Source organism: Gordonia sp. ABSL11-1 (assembly GCF_030315685.1).
Classification (GTDB): Bacteria; Actinomycetota; Actinomycetes; order Mycobacteriales; family Mycobacteriaceae; genus Gordonia.
Genome location: NZ_JASXSI010000011.1, coordinates 48593 through 69158, shown reverse-complemented (window position 1 = coordinate 69158; position 20566 = coordinate 48593). Strand labels below are relative to the sequence as shown.

At 69.4% G+C, this 20566-nt stretch carries 13 protein-coding genes and 3 pseudogenes; 4 read left to right on the top strand and 12 right to left on the bottom strand.

The genetic code is table 11. The features are described 5' to 3' along the window. Positions 1-110 precede the first annotated feature (110 nt). Complete coding sequence (locus tag QSJ19_RS13750; protein ID WP_286321154.1) at positions 111-1946, top strand: acyl-CoA dehydrogenase; 1836 nt, start codon at positions 111-113, stop codon at positions 1944-1946. Positions 1947-2060: 114 nt separating this feature from the next. Here the strand turns inward: QSJ19_RS13750 and QSJ19_RS13745 are convergent, their stop codons facing one another. The 3 genes from QSJ19_RS13745 to QSJ19_RS13735 all read right to left on the bottom strand — a co-directional run bounded on the left by QSJ19_RS13745 (position 2061) and on the right by QSJ19_RS13735 (position 6140). Then, positions 2061-2837 carry an SDR family NAD(P)-dependent oxidoreductase gene (locus QSJ19_RS13745; protein ID WP_187586215.1) on the bottom strand — a complete coding sequence of 259 codons (777 nt, stop codon included), beginning with the start codon at positions 2835-2837 and terminating at the stop codon, positions 2061-2063. A gap of 70 nt (positions 2838-2907) precedes the next feature. Continuing rightward, the gene (locus QSJ19_RS13740) at positions 2908-4596 is read right to left on the bottom strand and encodes a VanW family protein (RefSeq protein ID WP_286321153.1); all 1689 of its coding nucleotides are present in this window, start codon (positions 4594-4596) and stop codon (positions 2908-2910) included. Between the two features lie 248 nt (positions 4597-4844). Further along, entirely contained in the window at positions 4845-6140 is a 1296-nt protein-coding gene (locus QSJ19_RS13735; RefSeq protein ID WP_286321152.1) for an acetyl-CoA C-acetyltransferase, read from the bottom strand. Between the two features lie 158 nt (positions 6141-6298). On the opposite strand from QSJ19_RS13735, the gene QSJ19_RS13730 reads away from it, so the two are divergent. Both QSJ19_RS13730 and QSJ19_RS13725 read left to right on the top strand, forming a co-directional pair. Continuing rightward, on the top strand, positions 6299-7654 hold the full coding sequence (locus tag QSJ19_RS13730) for a 3-oxoacyl-ACP reductase (protein ID WP_286321150.1): 1356 nt from the start codon (positions 6299-6301) through the stop codon (positions 7652-7654). Beyond that, positions 7654-8613 (top strand): MaoC/PaaZ C-terminal domain-containing protein, encoded by a 960-nt coding sequence (locus QSJ19_RS13725; protein WP_286321148.1) that lies wholly within the window; start codon positions 7654-7656, stop codon positions 8611-8613. The genes QSJ19_RS13730 and QSJ19_RS13725 overlap by 1 nt, the downstream gene beginning before the upstream one ends. 175 nt (positions 8614-8788) lie before the next feature. Here QSJ19_RS13725 and QSJ19_RS26790 read toward each other — a convergent pair. The 9 genes and pseudogenes from QSJ19_RS26790 to QSJ19_RS13685 all read right to left on the bottom strand — a co-directional run. Then, a pseudogene (locus QSJ19_RS26790) lies at positions 8789-8905 on the bottom strand (hypothetical protein); the annotation flags it as partial. Positions 8906-9056: 151 nt separating this feature from the next. Then, positions 9057-10070, bottom strand: a pseudogene (locus tag QSJ19_RS13720) (FAD-binding protein); the annotation flags it as partial. Between the two features lie 14 nt (positions 10071-10084). Next, positions 10085-10243, bottom strand: a pseudogene (locus QSJ19_RS13715) (ABC transporter ATP-binding protein); the annotation flags it as partial. Positions 10244-10289: 46 nt separating this feature from the next. Beyond that, positions 10290-10901: a DedA family protein gene (locus QSJ19_RS13710; protein WP_286321146.1), complete on the bottom strand. Its 612-nt coding sequence runs from the start codon at positions 10899-10901 to the stop codon at positions 10290-10292. Positions 10902-11259: 358 nt separating this feature from the next. After that, entirely contained in the window at positions 11260-11391 is a 132-nt protein-coding gene (locus QSJ19_RS13705) for a hypothetical protein (protein WP_286321145.1), read from the bottom strand. Positions 11392-11471: 80 nt separating this feature from the next. Continuing rightward, complete coding sequence (locus QSJ19_RS13700) at positions 11472-11813, bottom strand: hypothetical protein (protein ID WP_286321143.1); 342 nt, start codon at positions 11811-11813, stop codon at positions 11472-11474. 240 nt (positions 11814-12053) lie between these two features. Then, positions 12054-12668 (bottom strand): TetR/AcrR family transcriptional regulator, encoded by a 615-nt coding sequence (locus tag QSJ19_RS13695; RefSeq protein WP_286321141.1) that lies wholly within the window; start codon positions 12666-12668, stop codon positions 12054-12056. A 67-nt stretch (positions 12669-12735) separates the two neighbouring features. Beyond that, positions 12736-15396, bottom strand: a complete 2661-nt coding sequence (locus tag QSJ19_RS13690) for a helix-turn-helix transcriptional regulator (protein ID WP_286321139.1) — start codon at positions 15394-15396, stop codon at positions 12736-12738. A gap of 11 nt (positions 15397-15407) precedes the next feature. Beyond that, a complete protein-coding gene (locus QSJ19_RS13685; protein ID WP_286321138.1) occupies positions 15408-17159 on the bottom strand; it encodes an Hsp70 family protein in 1752 nt (583 codons plus the stop codon). A gap of 272 nt (positions 17160-17431) precedes the next feature. On the opposite strand from QSJ19_RS13685, the gene QSJ19_RS13680 reads away from it, so the two are divergent. Next, positions 17432-20545, top strand: coding sequence for an IniB N-terminal domain-containing protein (locus QSJ19_RS13680; protein ID WP_286321136.1), 3114 nt, complete (start codon positions 17432-17434; stop codon positions 20543-20545). Positions 20546-20566 lie beyond the last annotated feature (21 nt).

The window sequence follows — 20566 nt, the reverse complement described above, 5'->3', positions numbered from 1 at the left end:
CAATTGCTCTGTACCCCGGATGGCGCTATCCTGTAGTTACCGGCGAGTAACTTACTCTCGCGCCCAGGACTCATAGCCCACCCAGACCTGTCAGAGAAGGAAGTTTTTCCATGGGCCATTACAAGAGCAACATGCGTGACCTGCACTTCAACCTGTTCGAGATGTTCGAACTCGACAAGGTCCTGGAGGACGGGGACTTCGGCGACCTCGATCACGAGACCGCCGTCGACATGCTCCGTGAGGTCAAGAGCCTGGCCGAGGGGCCGATCGCCGAGTCGTTCACCGACGCCGATCGCAATCCGCCGGTGTTCGACCCGGAGACCCACAGCGTCACCATCCCCAAGAGCTTCGCCGCCTCCTACAACGCCCTCGTCGAGGGTGGTTGGGACAAGATCGGCATCGACGAGGAGCTCGGCGGCTTGCCCGCCCCGCGCTCGCTGTACTGGGCCATCGGCGAGATGATCCTGGGCGCCAATCCTCCGGTCTTCATGTACGCCGCCGGCTCGGGCTTCGCCAACATCTTCTTCGACAACGGCACCGACGAGCAGAAGAAGTGGGCGGCCATCTGCTCCGAACGTGGCTGGGGCGCAACGATGGTGCTCACCGAGCCGGACGCCGGCTCCGACGTGGGCGCCGCGCGCACCAAGGCCGTCAAGCAGGAGGACGGCACCTGGCACATCGACGGCGTGAAGCGGTTCATCACCTCCGCCGACCAGGACATGACCGAGAACATCTTCCACCTCGTGCTGGCCCGCCCCGAGGGCGCCAAGCCGGGCACCAAGGGCCTGTCGCTGTTCTTCGTGCCGAAGTTCCACTTCGACCACGAGACCGGCGAGCTCGGCGAGCGCAACGGCGTCTTCGTCACCAACGTCGAGCACAAGATGGGCATCAAGGCGTCGGCGACCTGTGAGCTGAGCTTCGGTCAGCACGGCACCCCGGCCGTCGGCTGGCTCGTCGGCGAGGTACACGACGGCATCGCGCAGATGTTCGACGTCATCGAGCACGCCCGGATGATGGTGGGCACCAAGGCCATCTCGACGCTGTCGACCGGCTACCTCAACGCTCTCGACTACGCGAAGGAGCGTGTCCAGGGTGCCGACCTGACCCAGATGACCGACAAGACCGCGCCGCGCGTGACGATCACCCATCACCCGGATGTCCGCCGTTCGCTGATGACCCAGAAGGCCTACGCCGAGGGTCTGCGTGCCGTCTACCTCTACACCGCATCGCACCAGGACCCCGTCGCCGCGAAGATCGTCTCCGGCGCCGACGCCGAGATGGCGCACAAGGTCAACGATCTGCTGCTGCCGATCGTGAAGGGTGTCGGCTCCGAGCGTGCCTACGGCATCCTCGGCCACGAGTCGCTGCAGACGCTGGGCGGTTCGGGCTTCCTGCAGGACTACCCGATCGAGCAGTACATCCGCGACTCCAAGATCGACTCGCTGTACGAGGGCACCACGGCCATCCAGGCGCAGGACTTCTTCTTCCGCAAGATCATCCGCGACAAGGGTCAAGCCTTCGCCCACGTCGCCGGCCAGATCCAGAAGTTCCTCGACACCGAGGCCGGCAATGGTCGCCTGAAGGCGGAGCGCGCTCTGCTGAAGACCGCGATGGACGACGTGCAGGCGATGACCGCCACCCTCACCGGGTACCTGATGAACGCCCAGGAGAACCCGGCCGAGCTGTATAAGGTCGGCCTCGGCTCCGTGCGGTTCCTGCTCTCCGTCGGCGACCTGATCATCGGCTGGCTGCTGCTGCGTCAGGCCGAGATCGCGCTCGCCGCACTCGATGCGGGCGTGTCGTCGGACGACAAGTCGTTCTATGAGGGCAAGATCGCGGTCGCGAGCTTCTTCGCCAAGTCGATGCTCCCGCAGCTGACCGCGATCCGCGGCACCGTCGAGAACATCGACGCCGACATCATGGAGGTCGACGAGTCGGTCTTCTGACCGGCCACCGGCCGTCGCGCCCCGACCCTGAAAGTTCTTCCCCCGGTTCTGTTTTCTTCCGCCAGTTGCAACTGGCGGAAGAAAACAGAGCCGGGGGAAGAACTGTTTCGGGGACTACTTCGGAGGCATCCGGATGCCGCCGTCGACGCGGATCACCTCGGCGTTCATGTACGAGTTGGTGACCAGCTCGACGACCATCGAGGCCAGTTCGTCCGGCTTGCCGAGACGGTGCGGGAACAGCACGGACTCGCCGAGCTTCGCCTTGAACGCCTCGGCGGCCTCCCCCTCGCCGTAGATCGGGGTGTCGATCAGGCCGGGGGCGATGGTGTTGACACGCACGCCGACGGCGGCGAGGTCACGGGCGACCGGCAGGGTCATGCCGACGACACCGCCCTTCGACGACGAATACGACGCCTGGCCGATCTGACCGTCGAACGCCGCCACGCTGGCCATGTTGACGATCGCACCGCGCTCGCCGGATTCCAGCGGCTCGTTGCGGCTCATCGCGGTGGCGGCGAGACGGATGAAGTCGAAGGTGCCGACCAGGTTGATCGCGATGACCTTCTTGTACGCATCGAGGTTGTGGGCGGAGGCGAACTCGCCGTCCTTGCCGATCGTCCGCTGCGCCCAGCCGATGCCGGCCGAGTTCACCAGCGCCCGCAGCGGGCCGAGCTCGCCGGCGGCGTTGATGGCCGCCTCGATCTGCGCGGTGTCGGTGACGTCGACAGGCACGAAGATCCCGCCGACCTCCTTGGCCAGCTCCTCCCCCTTGTCGGCCTGCAGGTCGGCGACGACGACCTTGGCCCCCTTGGCCGCCAGCTGGCGAACCGACGCCGCACCGATGCCGGATGCGCCGCCCGTGACAATTGCACTAGCTCCGTTGATATCCACGTTCCGGAGCCTATCGAGCGTTCTATCGCTCGGTCCAGAGGGGATCGGACTCCGATCTGCGAGTCCGGGATCAGACGCAGGACACCTTGGGTTCCGGGTCGTACTTCACGGTCCGGGTGTGCCGTCCGATCTCGGCACCGGTTCGCACGTCGGTGATGATCCGCGTGTTCGACGTGGTGAAGCCGCGACTGCCACTCGACGCGATGCAGTTGTCGCCTTTCGGGAACTTCAGCGACGGCGGATCGGTGTAGGCCGACCGGTCGCCGGTGACCGACTGCACCTCGCGCGTCTTGGTCCCCCACAGCCGCACGGTCACACCCGACGGCGACCACCCGGTCTCGATATAGATGCCCGTGCGAGAGTTGTTGCGGAACTTCAGGTCGATGGCGCCTTCGAAGACGGTCGCCTCACGCGCCTCGGGATAGCGGGAGATGTAGTAGCTGTGTTCGGTGTGGTCGACGTCCTCGAGTCCGGCGAAGTAGGCGGCGTTGTAGAGCGTCGTCGCGAACTGGGAGATGCCACCGCCGACGGCCTTCTCGGCATGGCCGTGATCGATGATCGTCGACGTCACGTATCCCTGGGCGCTGCCCCGCGGCCCGGTGTGGGTGTTGAGCGAGAACGTCGCACCCGGCTTCACGAGCGCACCGTCGACTTCCTGCGCGACGAGACGGATGTTCTCCCCTGACTCGCTGCTGAATCCGGAGGTGCTGAACTCGCTGACGACCTCGCGGATCCCGAGCCTGTTCGCGGCCGCGGTGTCCAGGCGTGGCTTGACCTGCTCGTAGGCGACTTCGACGACACGCGCGTCGGAGGCGTCGGCGCCGGTGGCGACGGCCGTGGCCGAGTCGAACGTCTTCTCCCAGTCGACCCGGGAGCCGTCGCGCGAGGGCACTACCGTCGGCCGGCCCGACGACACACTGATCCTCGCCTCGACGGGTGCACGTTCGGTCCGGGCCAGCCTCGGACCGAGCAGCTCGACGCCACGTTTGCGGTCGATCACGGGCCGCAGACCGCCGTTGCCGTCGGGTCCGAACGTCAGGATCGAGCCGAGTTGCGCCGGCTCGACGCGGACCGTCGTGGGTCGCGTTCCGCGGAACGTCAGCTGCCCGGCGACAGCGCGGATGGCGGCGCCGGCCACGGTCTGGCGCACCACATCGGCGGAGACCGTCGGTGAGAAGTCCTCCAGCGGAAGGGACACGGGCGTGGCGTAGAGCCAGCGATCCGCCAGCGTCGCCATCGCGGCGTCGCGGGCCACCCGTTGGCCCGCCGCCGGGAGGTCGGCGACCGGGGTGGCACCGTCGTAGTGCACCCCACCTTCGACGGCGGCCTTCTCGAGGGTGGGACGGTTCGCGTCGAGCGTGGCGTCCACGGCCGCGCGGTCGACCCGCACGACCGGTTGCACAGTCCGCTCGACCCCCACCAGGCCGAGCGCCCGCGTGACCGGGTTGCGGGGCTGTTCCATCATCCGTTCGAGGGTGGCGTCGCGGTCGAAGGTCAGCCCGAGCGCATCCGGGGGCACGGTCACGGTGCCGGTCGATGTGCTCAACGCGACCCGGCGGGTGGCGCGATCGGCGAGGTCATCGAGAACGGTCTGCGCCTGCGCGTCGTCGAGGTGTCCGGCCGGGATGCCGGCGACGACGACACCACGCGCGGTGGATCCCTTGGTGAGGATGAGGTCGGTGGCCAGCGCGATGCCGGCGAGCGCGAGGACTCCGACGACGATACGCAGCACCGCACGCACGGCCGGGTATCTGCTCACGTCACAACCATAAGGGGCGCTGGAAAAGAAGGCGCCCCGGCCGAGCTGCCGGGTCGGGGGTCTGGCAGCTCAGCCGGAGCTACTCGTATATCTACGCTATTTCTCGTCGCGTTACATCTTTCCGCGAGGAAATTTCCGTGAGGTGTGACCTGATTGTTGCGCAACAGGCCCGACCTGGGCGAATGATCTCGCACACTCACCGCAGGTCAGGGCCCGTCATTTACCGCTTCGAGATGTTGAAAAACGATTCAGCCTTCGATGATCGCCGTCACACCCTGACCACCGGCCGCGCAGATCGACACGAGGGCGCGTCCACCGCCGTTGGCCTTGATGGTCTTCGCCGCCTGCGCGACGATCCGGCCACCGGTGGCCGCGAACGGATGTCCCGCAGCCAGCGACGAACCGTGCACGTTGAGCTTGGTCCGGTCGATGGCACCGAGCGCGTTGTCGAGGCCCAGGCGCTCCTTGCAGTACTCCTCGGACTCCCATGCGGTCAGGGTCGCCAGCACGACCGAGGCGAACGCCTCGTGGATCTCGTAGAAGTCGAAGTCCTGCAGCGTGAGTCCGTTGCGCTCGAGCAGACGCGGCACGGCATAGGTCGGCGCCATGAGAAGCCCGTCGGGTCCGTTGACGTAGTCGACCGCGGCGGTCTCGCTGTCGATGAGGTAGGCCTGCACGGGCAGGCCCTTCTCGTCTGCCCACTCGTCGCTGGCCAGCAGGACCGTCGACGCGCCGTCGGTGAGCGGGGTGGAGTTGCCGGCGGTCATCGTGGCGTCGCCGAGCGAGACACCGAAGACCGGCTTGAGCTTGGCCAGCTTCTCGACCGACGAATCGGCACGCAGGTTCTCGTCGCGGGTCAGCCCGAGGAACGGCGTGATCAGATCGTCGAAGAACCCGGCGTCGTAGGCGGCGGCCATGTTCTGATGGCTCGCCGCGGCGAGGACGTCCTGGTCGGCGCGCTTGACGCCGAACTCCTTGGCGGTGATCGCGGCGTGCTCACCCATCGACATGCCGGTGCGCGGCTCGCCGTTGCGCGGGATCTCGATGCCGAGTTTCGGCAGCAGCTTCGCTGCCGCCAGCACCTGATCCTTGGTGCTGCGGGCCCGGTTGACCTGCAGCATCTGCCGGCGCATCGACTCCGAGACACCGATCGGGGCGTCGGAGGTCGTGTCGACGCCACCGCCGACGGCGACGTCGTAGCGGCCGGACGCGACACCGTCGGCGACCGCGACGATGGCCTGCAGGCCGGTGCCGCACGCCTGCTGGATGTCGAAGGCGGGCGTGTACGGCGACAAGGCCGATCCGAGGACGCATTCGCGCATGAGATTGAAATCACGCGAATGCTTGAGCACCGCGCCGCCGGCGACCATGCCGAGGCGCTCGCCCTGCAGGTTGAAGCGACTCACCAGGCCGTCGAGGGCGGCGGTGAACATCTCTTGGTTGCTGACCTCGGCGTACGACTTGTCCTGGCGGGCGAACGGGATTCGGTTGCCGCCGAGGATCGCGACCGGACGCAGGGTGCGGGTCTTGGGTTGCTGAGCCACTTCGATCTCCCAGGGGGGTGTAGTTCGATGTCTGTACGCTATTCTTACTCATGAGTAAGTTAGTTGTCGAACGTCGCTCGGCGTGAGCGTCGTCGCACACCTGCTTCCCCACCTCGACCTGCCGTCGAAGACACCGTTGAAGACAGAGGAGATCTCCCGTGGCAGCCACTGGCCTGTATTCGAACTTCGTCCATTCCGCGCCCGGTTCGTTCATCGCGAAGCAGGCCGGCCTCCCGGTCCCGCCGACGCTTCGTCGCTACAAGGCGTCCGAACCCGCATTGCCCGGACCCGTGCTGCTCGGCGGTAGCGGCCGCGTCGTCGAACCGCTGCGCGAGATCCTGTCGACCCCGGATTACGACGTGATCCAGAATGCGACGACCGGCCGCGGCGCCGACAAGTACGGCGCACTCGTCTTCGACGCCACCGGTATCACCTCGTCCGCCGAGCTGCGGCAGCTGTTCGAGTTCTTCGGCCCGAACATGCGGTCGCTGGCACCGTGTGCCCGCCTGCTCGTCATCGGCACCACGCCCGAACTGGTCACGGAGCCGAACGAGCACATCGCACAGCGCGCGCTCGAGGGCTTCACCCGCTCGGTCGGCAAGGAGCTACAGAAGGGCGCGACCGTACAGCTCGTCTACGTCTCCCCCGACGCGAAGACCGGCCTGACCGGCCTCGAGTCGACGATCCGTTTCGTGTTGTCGGCGAAGTCGGCGTTCGTCGACGCACAGGTCATCCGCGTCGGTGACGCCGACGCCGCGGCGCCCGCCGACTGGGACAAGCCCCTGGCAGGCAAGGTCGCCGTGGTCACCGGTGCCGCGCGCGGTATCGGTGCGACGATCGCCGAGGTCCTCGCCCGCGACGGTGCCCATGTGATCGCCGCCGACGTCCCGCAGGCCGGAGAGGCCCTGTCGGAGACCGCGAACCGGATCAAGGGCACCGCGTTCCCGCTCGACGTCACCGCCGACGACGCCGGCACCAAGCTCGCCGACCATGCGCTCGAGCGCCACGGTGGCATCGACATCATCGTCAACAACGCCGGCATCACCCGCGACAAGCTGCTCGCGAACATGGACGACGCACGCTGGGACGCGGTCATCGGCGTCAACCTCATCGCACCGCAGCGTCTGGTGGACGACCTGCTGGCCAAGGGCGCGCTGAAGGAGGGCGGCGCGGTCATCGACGTGTCGTCGATCGCCGGCATCGCCGGTAACCGCGGCCAGACCAACTACGGCGCATCCAAGGCCGGGGTGATCGGACTCGTGGACACCTACGCACCGATCCTCGGCGAGAAGGGCATCACGATCAACGCGGTGGCACCGGGGTTCATCGAGACCAAGATGACGGCCGCGATCCCGCTCGCGACGCGTGAGGCGGGCCGGCTCATGAGCTCGCTGCAGCAGGGCGGGCAGACCGTCGACGTCGCAGAGACCGTTGCGTACTTTGCCAGCCCGGCATCGAGCGCCATCACCGGCAACGTGGTCCGCGTGTGCGGCCAGGGATTCCTGGGTGCGTGATGGGTAAGACGATCACGCTGCAGGGCGCCCCCGGCACCGCCGAGGTGTACTCGAAGGCCGTCGGCGCGATGCTGCCGGTCATCGGGAAGCCGGCGACGGTGCGGGCCGATGCCACGATCCCCGACCGCACCTACCGGCTCGAGGACATCCGGGTGGATGCGAGCCAACTGCACGCCTACACGCGCGTCACCGGCCAGCGGTTCGGCGCGACGCTGCCGCTCACCTATCCGTTCGTGCTGCAGTTCCCGCTCGCCATGAAGGTCATGACCGACAACGACTTCCCGTTCGGTGCCGTCGGTTCGGTCCATGTGGAGAACAGCATCCACCGGCTCCGACCCATCGGCATCGACGAGCCGTTGTCGATCGAGACGCACGCGGAGAACCTGCGCGAGCACCGCAAGGGACTGCTCATCGACATGGTCTCGCGGATCAGCGTCGGGTCCGAGCTGGTGACCGCCCAGGTGGCCACGTTCCTCAAGCAGCAGCGGACGAGTCTGTCCGACGAGCCGCGCGGGCCCGAGCCGAAGCAGACCACTCCCCCGCCACCGGATTCGGTGTTGTCGGTGGATCTGGGTCGCATCCGGCAGTACGCGGAGGCCTCCGGCGACCGTAATCCGATCCACATGGGGAACCTGACCGCGAAGGCGTTCGGCTTCCCGAAAGCCATCGCACACGGGATGTGGAGTGCGGCAGCCGCGGTCGCCAACGTCGAGGCCCAGCTCCCCGACGACGTCACCTACTCGGTGCGGTTCGGCAAGCCGATCCTGTTGCCGGCCAAGGTGAACCTGTACACGCGGCGCATCGACGGCACCGGCGCCGGGAGCGCAGCGAGCGGGCCGACTGCGTCCGGCGCCGGGAGCGCAGCGAGCGGGCCGACTGTGTCCGGAGGTTTCGACATTTCGATCCTGAACCGTCGCAAGGGCTATCCGCACCTGACGGCCACCACACGCAGCGCCTGAGCGCGGCTGCCTGAGTTCCTCCTCCAGCATCACGTTCGTCCCCCGGTTGCAGCCGGGGGACGAACGTGTTTGTGGGGGAAGAACTCAGGCGCTTCGGCGGACGGCGGCGCGCACGTCGGCGTCGACCGAACGGGTGTGAACCGTCAGGGCCTCGACGAACGATTCGGACGGCTCGAGGAGCTCGACGAGCTCCCGAAGACTGTGCAGCAGCGGTGCGCACCGAGGGATCCGCGTCCCCGAGTGCGGCGGCGAGTGCGGCGGCGAATCCCTCCGGCGTGTTCTCGGTCAACACGTCGATCGCGGCCCGCCGCACGGTTGCGTCGTCGTCGTGCAGATATGGCTCGACGTCGCGGGCATGGTGTGCGGTGAGTCCGAGTAGTTCGACGATACGCGGCGACGCTGTCGCGGGTTCTGTCGGCGCAGGGTCGGTCCGATGGGGACTCTCCTCGCCCCGGCCGGGCCCGGTCGCGGGTCGGTCGTTCGGTGGTGTGCAGGATCGACTCGAGCGCGCCGAGTGTCTCGTCGGGTAGGTGACTCACCTTGAGATGGATGGGTCCGCGGGCCGATTCGATCTCCCGTGTGACCTCCGCCATCATGTCGCCGGACCAGTAGTCGGATTCGACGAACCGTTCGCCCGCGGCGTTGACCTGATAGCCGCCGAACGGGTTGGCTACGTCGGCGCAGGCGGGGCCGTTGTAATCCTTGATGAGCGGGTTGATCTGGAAGCATTCGATACCGCTGAGTTCGGCTCCCGCGTGGTAGGCCATCGAGTACTTGTCGCCGGCATTCGTCGGGTTCTCATAGCTGCCGTAGAGATAGCCGGATGCCGGCAGCCCGAGCCGACCGCAGGGACCCGTCGCGAGGATGGCCGTCTTCGCCGCGATCTCGACGAACCCCCCGGTCCGGGTGCGCAGCGCGGCCGCGCCGACGGCGCGACCACCGGAGGTGAGCACACGCACCGGCATCAACCGGTTCCCTATCGTGATACGTTCGCGCATCTCACGTTTGCGCAATACCCGGTAGAGCGCCTTCGTGACGTCCTTGCCCTCGGGCATGGGCAGCACGTAGGAGCCCGAGCGGTGGACTCGGCGGACGGCGTACTCGCCGTATTCGTCCTTTCTCGAACTTCACGCCATACCGCTCGAGACGGCCGATCATCGCGAATCCACGTGTCGCCGTCCGGTATACGGTCTCCTGATTCACGATTCCGTCGTTGGCACGGGTGATCTCGGCGACATGGTCCTCGGGCGATGCCTTGCCGGGATGACCACGTTGTTGACGCCGTCCATGCCCATCGCGAGGGCGCCAGAGTGACGCACGTGGGCCTTGTCGAGCAGGAGCACCGATGCGCCGTTCTCGCCGGCGGTCAGGGCCGCCATGGCACCGGCGGTGCCGCCGCCGATCACCAGGACGTCGCACTCCAGGCGCGTGCGGTCGGCGATGTCGGGGACATCCATCGTGGCGGGTGTGGTCATCGGTCCTCCAGGGCGTCGGTGATCGTGCGGCGTACGACGACGGTCGTCGGGTCGTCGCGGCGGGCGCGGTCGCGGGGATGCGGCACGTCGACGACGGCCCGCAGGGGCTGTCCGGCACGGCCGAGCACGACGACGCGGTCGCCGAGAATCAGCGCGGGCCGATTGTCGGGCGGGTGGACGGGACGCCTGGCACCTGCCCGGTCAGGTCGTCCGTCGCTCCTGCCATCGCCGGAACAGATACCAGCCGCCCGCCACCAGCACGATCGCGACGCCCGCGTAGAGCAGCAATGTCGCGCCCAGCGCCGCGCCGGCGAAGTATCCGACGAGAAGCACGGTGGTCGCCCAGGTGGTGGCGCCGATCAGGTCCGCGATGACGAACGTGAGCGTCTGCATCTGCACCATTCCCGCCACCGGCGGAACGAGCGTGCGCACGTAGCCGATCCAGCGACCGGTCACCACGGCCACCATCCCGTCGTGATCGATCCGCTCCTCCGCGTGTCGCCAGCGTTCGTCGCCGAAACGTCGGCCCGCCCGCGACGCCTTCACACGATGACCGGAACGGCGCCCGATCCAGTACCCGGTGACGTCGCCCGCGGTCGCGGACAGGCACACCGCGACGACAAGGACACCGATCGACGTCGGACCGACGGCCGCGGCGACACCTGCGGCCAACAGCACCGCTTCACTCGGCAGGATGAGCCCCAGGATCAGAGTGGACGTTTCGGCGTAGCCGACGGCGCACGCAACGAGATACACCGCCCACGACGGCACCGACTTCACGACCTCGACGAGCCAGTCGGCGATCACGTGCACGGGTCGAGGTTACCGGGCTGGTTCTCGCGCCTGATTTCACTGCCTACGCCACTAGTATTCAACGAACGCAGGAATGGATAACCGGTGTAGGAGTTCGGCGACATGGTCGACGACCTATCGAAACAGAGCATCTGCGGTGGCCAACCCGGCTGCGAAGGCGATGAGTGTTGGGGCCAAGATCACGGGGGCCAGCAAGAACTGCACAGTGCTGTCGCTCAGGTGGACTGACACGCCTCGCGTCGGCGGTGACCTCTGTGCGCTCCACGATGTGCGCGCTGACGTCGACCGATGCCTAGCGTTTCGCCTATCGTGCTCGACGTCGCCTGGGCCTGGGGTCACTCGGCTCCGGCACATCAGTTCAGCCCGCGAGATAGCCGATGAGGATTCCGGCAGCGAATCCGATGATCGGATAGGTCACGAGCATGGACACCTTCCCGGTGAAGTAGGTCCTCACACTGCGCCAGTCGATTGAGTTGTCACCTTGATCCAACTCTCCTCCATGTCTTTGATCTCGAGGTCTGCGCTGTCCCAATCACTGACTGCAGCTGTTGCCGTCAGGATCGACAACATCTAGTCGCCTGCACTTGTCACATAGGCAAGCTGAGAACGACGAACATGCAGTTCTGCGTCACCGGCGAGGTTCTTCACGCCGACGACCAACTCCGAAAACGCCGAGACCGTTCCCGACGCGTTGGCCAGGCACGCAGAGATCTGCTGATCCGCGGTCGCAGCGACGACCGACATATCGTTCGTCGCACCGGTGAACTGTCCCGCCAGCTGACTGAAAGTCGCCGTGGTCCCTTCCAGGCCCGCGTACGAGGTGAGTTCCTGCGCCATCAGCCGCGACGCACAATGAGATATCTCCGTCGCCGCTGCACCAACTGCAGACGGATCGACCACCAATTCCGACATGGTTCCCCCGATTGCTCGATCTCCTGACTATGGCAGAGGTGCAAATCTGTCAAATCCGGCAGACGTTCAGATGAATCTGCGAAGAACTGCGTCGCGTTCCGCGGAACGTCACGCGAGGCCGCGAAGGCAGTCGGCCGACAGCCACCGCATCTGTCGGGAGCCAACCTTCGGACCCGCGAAGGTGGCTGCTGACAGATGGGGTACGTGTCGTCACCGACGTCGACCCGCTCCCCGCCGCGATCACTCGACCGGCATGTCCGCGGTGCCGACACCCTTCAGGCCGCGCCAGGTGATGCCGACGAGCAGATCGGTCGCGGTCTCCAGATCGACGTCGCCCTCGGTGATGCGGTCGGCGACGGCCTCGCCCGCGCCGACGAGTGCGACGGCGGTGAGTTCGAAGTCGATGTCGCGAGCGCCCTCGACGGTGGTGCCCGCGCGGATGAGTTCGGTGACCATCTCGGTGACGCGCTTACGGCTTTCGGTCACGAAGTGGGCGAACGTCTGGGTTCCGACGGCGACGCGATAGAGCACCTTCCACGACTGGCGGTGCTCGTCGACGAACCGCAGGAACTCCTTGACGACGGTGCGTGCCTGCTCGCGCTGGCGCAGAGACGGGTCGAACCCGACGCTCATCGCATCGATGAACCGGCCGGATTCCCGCTCGATGCACGCGCTGAACAGTTCGTCCTTGGAGCCGTAGTAGAGGTAGAGCATCGGTTTGCTGATCTCGGCCTCGGCCGCGATCGCATCCATCGACGCCTCACGGAAGCCGTTTTCGGAGAAGACCTGGACCGCGGCGTCGAGCATCTGCTGTTCCCGCACCGCGCGGGGCAGCCGTTTCGTACCGCCGGCCATCGTCACTCCTTCGCCGATCGTCGCACCACGGTCGTGGGCGTTCGGATCATCTTACCGCGCGGTAAGTTCATTGATACCCGGCGGCGCGGATTGCGGCGAGGAGTTCGGACCGCGAGCCGGCATCGAGCCGGCGGCGGATGCGTGCGACGTGGTGCTCGACGGTCTTCGCGGAGATGTACAGTCGCTCGCCGATCTCTCGATAGGTGAATCCGGCCAGCAGTTCGCGCGCGACCTCCGCCTCACGGTCGGTCAACGGGCCGTCGACGTCGTCCGCCGGCGCGCCCACCCGCCGGCCTGCGGTCACCGCTCGGTCCGACCCCACCGATCGGGCGGTTCGCAGGAGAGTCGTCGCGACGGCCGTGTCGTCGGTGCGTATCGCTGCGTCGGCAGCGAGTCGTCCGGCATCTCCGCGCAGGCCGACGGCATCGAGGCCTGCGACGGCCGCGGTGATGCGCTGCGCGGACAGTGGGGTCGCGGCGGCGTAAGTGGCACCGGCGGCCACCGCGACCGAGACCGCGGCGGCCTCGCTCAGCACCGCAACGAATCGGGTGGCGCCCGGACGCGCCGCCAGCGCGCCCAGGTCACCCGCCCGGTTGTCGGCACCGGCCAGATCACCGGCCAACAGCCCGGCGCGTAGTGCGTACCAGGTCCACAGCGGCCGCCACACCGTACGGTCGTCGAGCCGGTCGAGGAGACTGTCGACGGCGGCGACGTGTCGGGTGATCCGTGCGGTGTCGCCGATCCGGGCGGCGGCCAGCCACAGTTCGCCGAGGACGGTCACGTCGGCCAGGCCGATCTCGACGGACACGATGAGCGGGACGGCCTCCCGCCAGATCGCCGCCAGCCCGGCGGTGTCGCCGGTGCGTCCAGCGACACCGAGTGCGATCGCCAACTGACGCAGGCGGACCGTCGGCAGGGCCGTCGGGGGCCCGGTGGAGATCTCCGCGGCCGCGGCGTCGACGTCGCCCGCGCACAGCGCAGTCCACGCGTCAGCGAGGGCGCGGTGGGGATCGTCGGTGTCGCCCCAGATCAGATCGGCGAGAGAACCCGCAGCGACCTGGTCACCACTGTGCACGGCGAGCGCGAACGAGGTCCAGCCCAGCTCCCTCAGCCGTGCGGGATCGCCCACCGACGACCACGCGCGAACCAGCTCCTCGACTGCTGCATTCCCGCCGTCGTCCGTCACCACGGCTGTGATCGCGGCGTCCTCGGCGAAGCGCGTCACCGTGGGCGGTCGTCGGCCCGGCTGCCCGACAGTTGTTGCGCCGGAGCGATCGCCGACGGTGAGGAGAGCGTCGACCGCGGCGACCCGATGGCCGGCGACGAGCTCGGGGCCGAGCCATCGGAACAGATCGGCGGCCTGCGTGTGGCGTCCGGAGGCGCTCGCCACGGCGGCCGCGACGGCGATCGCATCGGCGACATGTTCGGTGGGCTCGGTGACGCCGGCGATGAGGTCGTCGACGAGGCGGGCCGCACCGGGGAGATCCCCGCCGCCGAGAGCGAGCCGGGCGCGCGCCGGACGCAGGACGGCGGGGTCGCCACCCGCGGCCTCGGCCGCCTCGAGGAGTGCCGCTGCGCGCGACGGTTCACTGTCTCGTGCTGCAGCACAGAGGGTCTCGACGACGATCGGATCGACGATCCCGGCACCGACGGCACGCAGGGCGTCGTCGACGCTCGGTGCCCCGAAGCGCAGGCGAACACGCACGGCCCGGCGGCTCAGGCCGGCGAGCCGCTCCGGGCCGACGACCTCGCACAGGGTCTCGATGGCGCCGGCGGGGAAGACGTCGGAGCCACCGAGGAATCCGCTGCCGCGGGCACGATCGAGGGCGGAGGCCGCGTCGTCGGCGGTGATCTCGAGTGTGGCCGACACCGACACCGGGTCGAGCGCTGCGCGTGACGACGCCAGCGCCAGCACCGCGAGAGTGTCGTCGTCGAGGTTCCGGAAGACGCGGTGCCGATGATCGCGGGCGACCCGGTCGGCGATCGCGATCGGATCACGCACCGGCAGAACGGTTCCGGTGCGCTCCCCCGCACCCGCACCGAGACCCGCATCGACACCGACACCGAGGTCATCGCTCCTGCCCTCGTCCTCACCCGAGGCGACGATGCCGAGGACGACGTCGATCACGGCAGAGGCGCCCGCACATCGGCGGCGGATGTGCGAGGCGGTCGTCGCGTCGAGCGAGAGTCCCTGCGCAGCGGCCCGGTCGATCACCGCGCCGGTCGACATCGGACGCCGGAGCACCTCGGTGCCGCTGCGGCGGGCTCGGGAGATGAGATCGGCGATCGCGGGGTCACGGTCACGATTCTCGGTCACGCCGACGACACCCACCGATCCGTCGTCGAGACGCCGGGCAAGGATGTCGAGCAACTCGGCAGGCCAGGTGTGCAGGTCGTCGGCGACGACGATCGGTCGTCGCGGCTGCTGCACCGAGGGCGCCGGGACGTCGGCGGGGACCCCGACGATCACGCGAACACCGTTGTCACGCAGTTGTTCTGCGACCGCGCGCAGGATGGTCGATCGTCCGGTTCCGGGCGGTCCGACGATGAGGGCGCAGTCGAGAGCGGATCCGGGGACGCCGAGGTCCCGGACGATCCTGTCGAGCGCTGCCCTGTCGGGCGCTGGGCTGCCGGTCACTGGGCTGCCGGTCACTGGGCTGCCGGGCACCGGGCTGCCGGGCACCGGGCTGCCGGGCACCGGGCTGCCGGTCATTGGGGTGTCGGGCACCGGGCTGCCGGTCACCGGCAGAGAACGCCCGCGACTCCGCAGACCGTGTCGCCGGTACCTTCGAGCACGCGGCCCGGGAGTTGCGTGACGCCGCCGCCATTACCGCTGCCACCAGTACCTCCGCCGCCGTTGCCGCCGCCATTGCCTCCGCCGCCGTTGCCGCCCGACGACTCGGGGAACTCCGGTGGCGGAGTGTTCGTCGACGGCGCAGGCGGGTTGGAGGAGCCCGGGTCCTGTGGCGCCGGATTCTGCGGTGCGGGACTCTGGGACCCGGGACTCTGCGTGCCGGGGCTCTGAGCAGGGGGAGTCGTCGGCCCCTGCGCACGGGTGTTGGGTGCGGCCGGATTCTGGTTCGCGGGAGTCTGATTCGCTGCCGGCGCGTCCTGCGGTGTGCCGGCGGGACGGCGCGTCTGGACGGGGGCCGCACCTGCGGTCGTACCGGTGGGGGTGCGGGCCGAACTGCCGGCGGTCGTGAGCGGCTTCTCCGACGTCGCGGCGCCGGCGGGTGCCGGGGTGACGGGGTCGGCGCTCGGACCGATCAGTCCGGTCCCGACGGACAGCCCGGTGGCGGTGATCGCCGCCAGGACAAGGGTTCCGACGCCGATGAGCATGCCTCGGCGGCCACGGCCGAGCCGCGGTTCGGGTTCGTCGGCGGTGAGGGTGGGCGCCGGGATGACCTCCCGTACCGGCGGCTGGGCCGGCAGCATCGCCGTCGACGCTGCTGCGCCGCTGACGACCGGGAGGAGATCGGTGGCCGGTTCCGCGACACCGCGGGTGGCGAGCAACGCGGCACCCGCGGCCGCCCCGGAGAGCGGCTCCGGGTCGAGTAGCACCGGCAGTCGCAGGGTGGTCGACAGCAGCTCGGTGACGAGCGGGATCGACGCACCACCGCCCGTCGCGACGATCGCGGTGACCTGTTCGGGTGTGACGTCGGCGGCGATCAACGCCTCCCGGATGAGCGACACCGATTCCAGGATCGGGGCACGCAGGAGATTCTCGGCGTCCTCGCGGACGAGCCGCGCCTGGGTCTGATGCTCTCCGACGGCGACGTCGACCACCGCATCGGTGTCGACGGACAGGGATTCCTTGGCGGTGCGGCACCGTTCCCGCAGGTCGGCGAGGTCGTCGATGACCGACGGGTCGTCGTGGGCGATGGTGGCCAGCTCGCCGGACAGTCCGGTGACGTCGAGGATCTCGGCGAGGATCAGCCGGTCGAACTCGCGGCCGCTGATCGCCGACGATGCGAGGGGCCGTCCGATGATCTCCGGGACCTCCCCTGCCCGGACGACAGCGGCGGTGAGTGTGGACGCGCCGAGGTCGTAGGCGACGAGGGTCGCACCGTCTCCGAACGCGCCGTGGGAGTGCTCCGCGGCCGCGACGGCCGCCGATGATGTCGCCGCCCAGCCGATCGACAGCCCGGTGAGACCGTCGCAGCCGTGCAGGGCGTCGCGGGCCTCGTCGACCGCGGCCGGCGTCCAGGTGTCCGGGTGCAGCACGGTCACCCGGGCATCCGTGAGGTCGCCGAGCTCGGCGCGGACCGCGGCGACCATGGCGTCCACCGCCTCCGCGTAGACGTCGGCGGCCGGGACGGGGTCGCCGTTGTCGTCGACGATGCCGACCGGGTCGCCGACGCGGTCGAGGAAGTCGTCACGGCCGACGAGGTCGACCGTCGACCGTCGGACGGTGGTCTCCCAGGCGTCCGCGGAGGCCGCGGTCGCGACACAGTTGTCGGCCCCGATGGTCACGCCGATCCCGAGCGTCATGGCCTCACTCCTGTCTGCACCGACCGGCATCCGTGCGGCGCGCTTGTTGAGTGTGTCGTGCGCGGGGACCTGGCCGTTAGCGGTCGAGACGAAGTAGGGGGCCGATCCCCGACCCGTCCCCGATGCCCGCGCGTCGCCCGGGGGGATCGGCGCCGGGCGTAGGGGGTATCGGGGAACTAGGGCTTTTCCCCGATGTCGGCGGGTGTGCCGATGCCTAGCGTCGACACCATCACGGGATCGACCCGATCTCGCCCGACGAGGAGACGACTCGCATGAGCACCAACGCCATTCTCGACTTCATTCTCGGCCTGTTGCGCGACGAGCAAACGATCAACGCCTACTGCCGCAATCCGGAGGCGACTCTCGCCGCCGCCGGCCTGCACGGGGTCAGCCCCGCCGACATCTCGGCTGCTGCGCCGCTGATCGCCGACGCCGGGCTGGTGTCAGCAGGAGCGGGCGCCGGACTGGGCGCCATCGCGGGTGCGGGCGGAGGCCTCGCCGGCGGCATCGGCGCAGGTGGCGGCGCGATCGGTGGTGGTGTCATCGGTGGCGGCGCCGGTGGTGGCGTCATCGGCGGTGGGGTGACCGGTGGCGGGGTCGGCACCGGCGACATCGGACTGGGCGGGATCGGCATGGGCGACATCAACCTCGGTGGTATCGGACTGGGCGGACTGGGACTGGGCGGACTGGGACTGGGTGGTGTGGGTCTGGGCGGTGTGGGTCTGGGCGGTATCGACCTCGGTGACATCGACTTCGGTGGTGTCCTCGGCGGCATCGGCCTCGGCGACGTCGACCTGTCCGGTATCGGCCTCGCCGACATCGACCTCGGTGGCATCGCGTTCGGCGACCTCGATCTCGCCGGTCAGCTCGCCGTCGGGCTCGGCGCGACGCTGGCCGCCGGCATCGCCGCGGGCGGCTCGGTGGCCGCCCAGTTCGGTGGAGCCATCGGCGCTGCACTCGACACCGTGGTCGCCGGGGGGGTCGACCTCGGTGCCGGTGCAAGCGCCACCATCGCGCAGGCCCTGGCGACCGCGATCGGCGCCGAGGGCAGCCTCGTCGGACAGTTCGGAGCCGCGCTCGACGCCGTGCTGATCGCCGGCGGGGGTCTGGCCGCGGGCGCCGAAGGGGCGCTCTCGACGACGCTGGCGTCGGGCCTGGCGCTCGGCGGCGAGACCGCCGGTGCGTTCGGCGCCACCCTCGGCGGGCTGCTGGGTGCGGCCGTCGGCGGCAGCGCGGGACTCGGTGCCGACCTCGCCACCGCACTCTCCGCGGGCCTGGGGGCCGGTGGATCGGTGTCGGCGGTGCTCTCGGGCGCACTCGGACTCGACGCCGGACTGGCCACCGATCTGGCCGCAGCCTTCGACGGCACCCTCGAGGCGGCCGGCGGCGTGCAGACCGCACTGGCCGGTCTCCTCGACGCACAGGCGATCAGCGCTTTGTCCGGCGAGCTCGGAGCGAGCCTGACCGGCGCACTCGGCTCCGGCCTCGGCGCGGGCGGCGCGGTCGCCGCGAACCTCGGCACGGCGCTCACCGCCGTGCTGACCGGCGGTGCTGCCGCGGCCGGTGGGCTCGCACTCACCGGCGGCGCGGCACTGAGCACGGTCATGAGCGGCGCGATCGCCGCCGCGCTCGGCGTCGGCGGAGGTGCGCATGCCGGACTCTCGGCGGCGCTCGACGCGGCGCTGGGCAGCGGGCTCGACGCGGTCCTGGCGGCCGGCGGGGATGTCCAGACCGCCGTCGGCGCGGCGCTGGAGAGTTCGCTCGGTGCCGGCGGTGAGATCGCGACGAATCTCGGTGCGGCCCTCGGCGGAGCACTGGGCACTGCCCTCGACGCCGATCTCGGTCTCGACCTGGGCGGGCTGTCCGCGGGAGCCACCGTCGACGGGCTCCTCAATGCGGGCGCGGGTCTCGACACCGCACTGTCGTCGGTGCTCTCCGGTGCGCTGGGCGCCGGTGCCGGCGCCGACCTGGGCGCGGCGCTGTCGGGCGCACTGGGTGCGGGAGGACTCCTCGGGGCCGACCTCAGCGGACTCCTCGATGGCGGGCTCGCCGGCGATCTGGCCGCCAACCTCGGTGCCGTCGGTGGTGCCGGCGGTGATCTGGCCGCCGCACTGGGCGGTTCCCTCGGCGGGATGCTCAGTGGCGCAGCCGGAGTCGACGGCCTGCTCGGCGCGGCCTCCGGCATCAGCGTCGGCCAGCTCCTGGCGGCCGACCTCGGGACCGCTCTGGGCGTCGACGGCGCACTCGTCACCAACCTCGGCCGCGCGCTCGACGCCGCGCTCGGGGGGACGCTCGATACCGATGTGATCGGCGGTGCGACAACAGATCTCAGCACCACCCTGGCCGGCGCACTCGGCGCAGGTGGCGACGTCGGCGCTCAGCTCGGCGGGTCGCTCGGCGCGGTTCTCGGCGCCGCCGTCGGCGGTGGTCTCGGTGGCGACCTGACCGGCCAGTTGGCTGGTGGCGCCGGCATCGACTCGGCATTGACGAGCGCACTCGGCACCGCACTCGATCTGGACACCTCCACCGCGAACGGCATCACCGCGACCTTGGACTCCAGTCTCGCGTCGGTCGGCGGCATCGGCACCCTGGTGACCGGCGAGATCGACGCGGTGTCCTCGGCGACCGTCGGGATCGGCGGCGACGATGTGACCGGAGGCCTCGGACTGACCCAGGGTCTCGGACTGTCCAGCGGGCTGGGCCTCACCGGTGATTCCGGGTTGACGAGCGGGCTGGGGCTCTCGGGCGACTCCGGGTTGACGAGCGGGCTGGGGCTCTCGGGCGACTCCGGGTTGACCAGCGACCTCGGACTCTCCGGCGACTCCGGGTTGACGAGCGGGCTAGGGCTCTCGGGCGACTCCGGCTTGACCAGCGACCTCGGCCTGACCGGCGATTCCGGACTCACCGGAGGACTCGGGCTCTCGGGTGACGGTCACGGGTTCGGCGGCGCCGATCTGGGTGGCACACTCGGCGACGCGGGGACCTCGCTGACCGGGGGCGCCGGCGCCTCCGGCGACGCCTCGACGTCCGCCGGCGGATCGGCCGGCGTCGACACCGGTGCGGCCGCTGGTGTGGATGCCGTCGCAGGTGCCGCCACCGGTGTTGCCGGGGCCGGCGGCGCTGCGGTGGACGGCGTCGGCAGCGCTGCGGGTGGCGTCACCGGAGTGGCGGGTGGCGCGGTCGACGGAACCCTCGATACCGCGACTCACGCGACGACCGGTCTCACGTCCGACCTCTCCGGCGACGGAGGCCTCACGAGCGGACTGACCGGCGGTCTCGGCGGTGGGCTCGGTGGCGGACTCGGCGTCGACGGACACACCGACACCAGCGTGCACACCGACACCTCGCACGCCACCGATCACGACGGCGGTGCGTTCGGCGGATGATCCCCGTCCGAGATCGCTACC

What these genes read in the sequence shown, in the direction of transcription:
- QSJ19_RS13685 (WP_286321138.1), bottom strand. Translation starts at nt 17,159, where the DNA reads ATGACGCTCGGGATCGGCGTGACCATCGGGGCCGACAACTGTGTCGCG.
- QSJ19_RS13750 (WP_286321154.1), top strand. Translation starts at nt 111, where the DNA reads ATGGGCCATTACAAGAGCAACATGCGTGACCTGCACTTCAACCTGTTC.
- QSJ19_RS13725 (WP_286321148.1), top strand. Translation starts at nt 7,654, where the DNA reads ATGGGTAAGACGATCACGCTGCAGGGCGCCCCCGGCACCGCCGAGGTG.
- QSJ19_RS13695 (WP_286321141.1), bottom strand. Translation starts at nt 12,668, where the DNA reads ATGGCCGGCGGTACGAAACGGCTGCCCCGCGCGGTGCGGGAACAGCAG.
- QSJ19_RS13680 (WP_286321136.1), top strand. Translation starts at nt 17,432, where the DNA reads ATGAGCACCAACGCCATTCTCGACTTCATTCTCGGCCTGTTGCGCGAC.
- QSJ19_RS13700 (WP_286321143.1), bottom strand. Translation starts at nt 11,813, where the DNA reads ATGTCGGAATTGGTGGTCGATCCGTCTGCAGTTGGTGCAGCGGCGACG.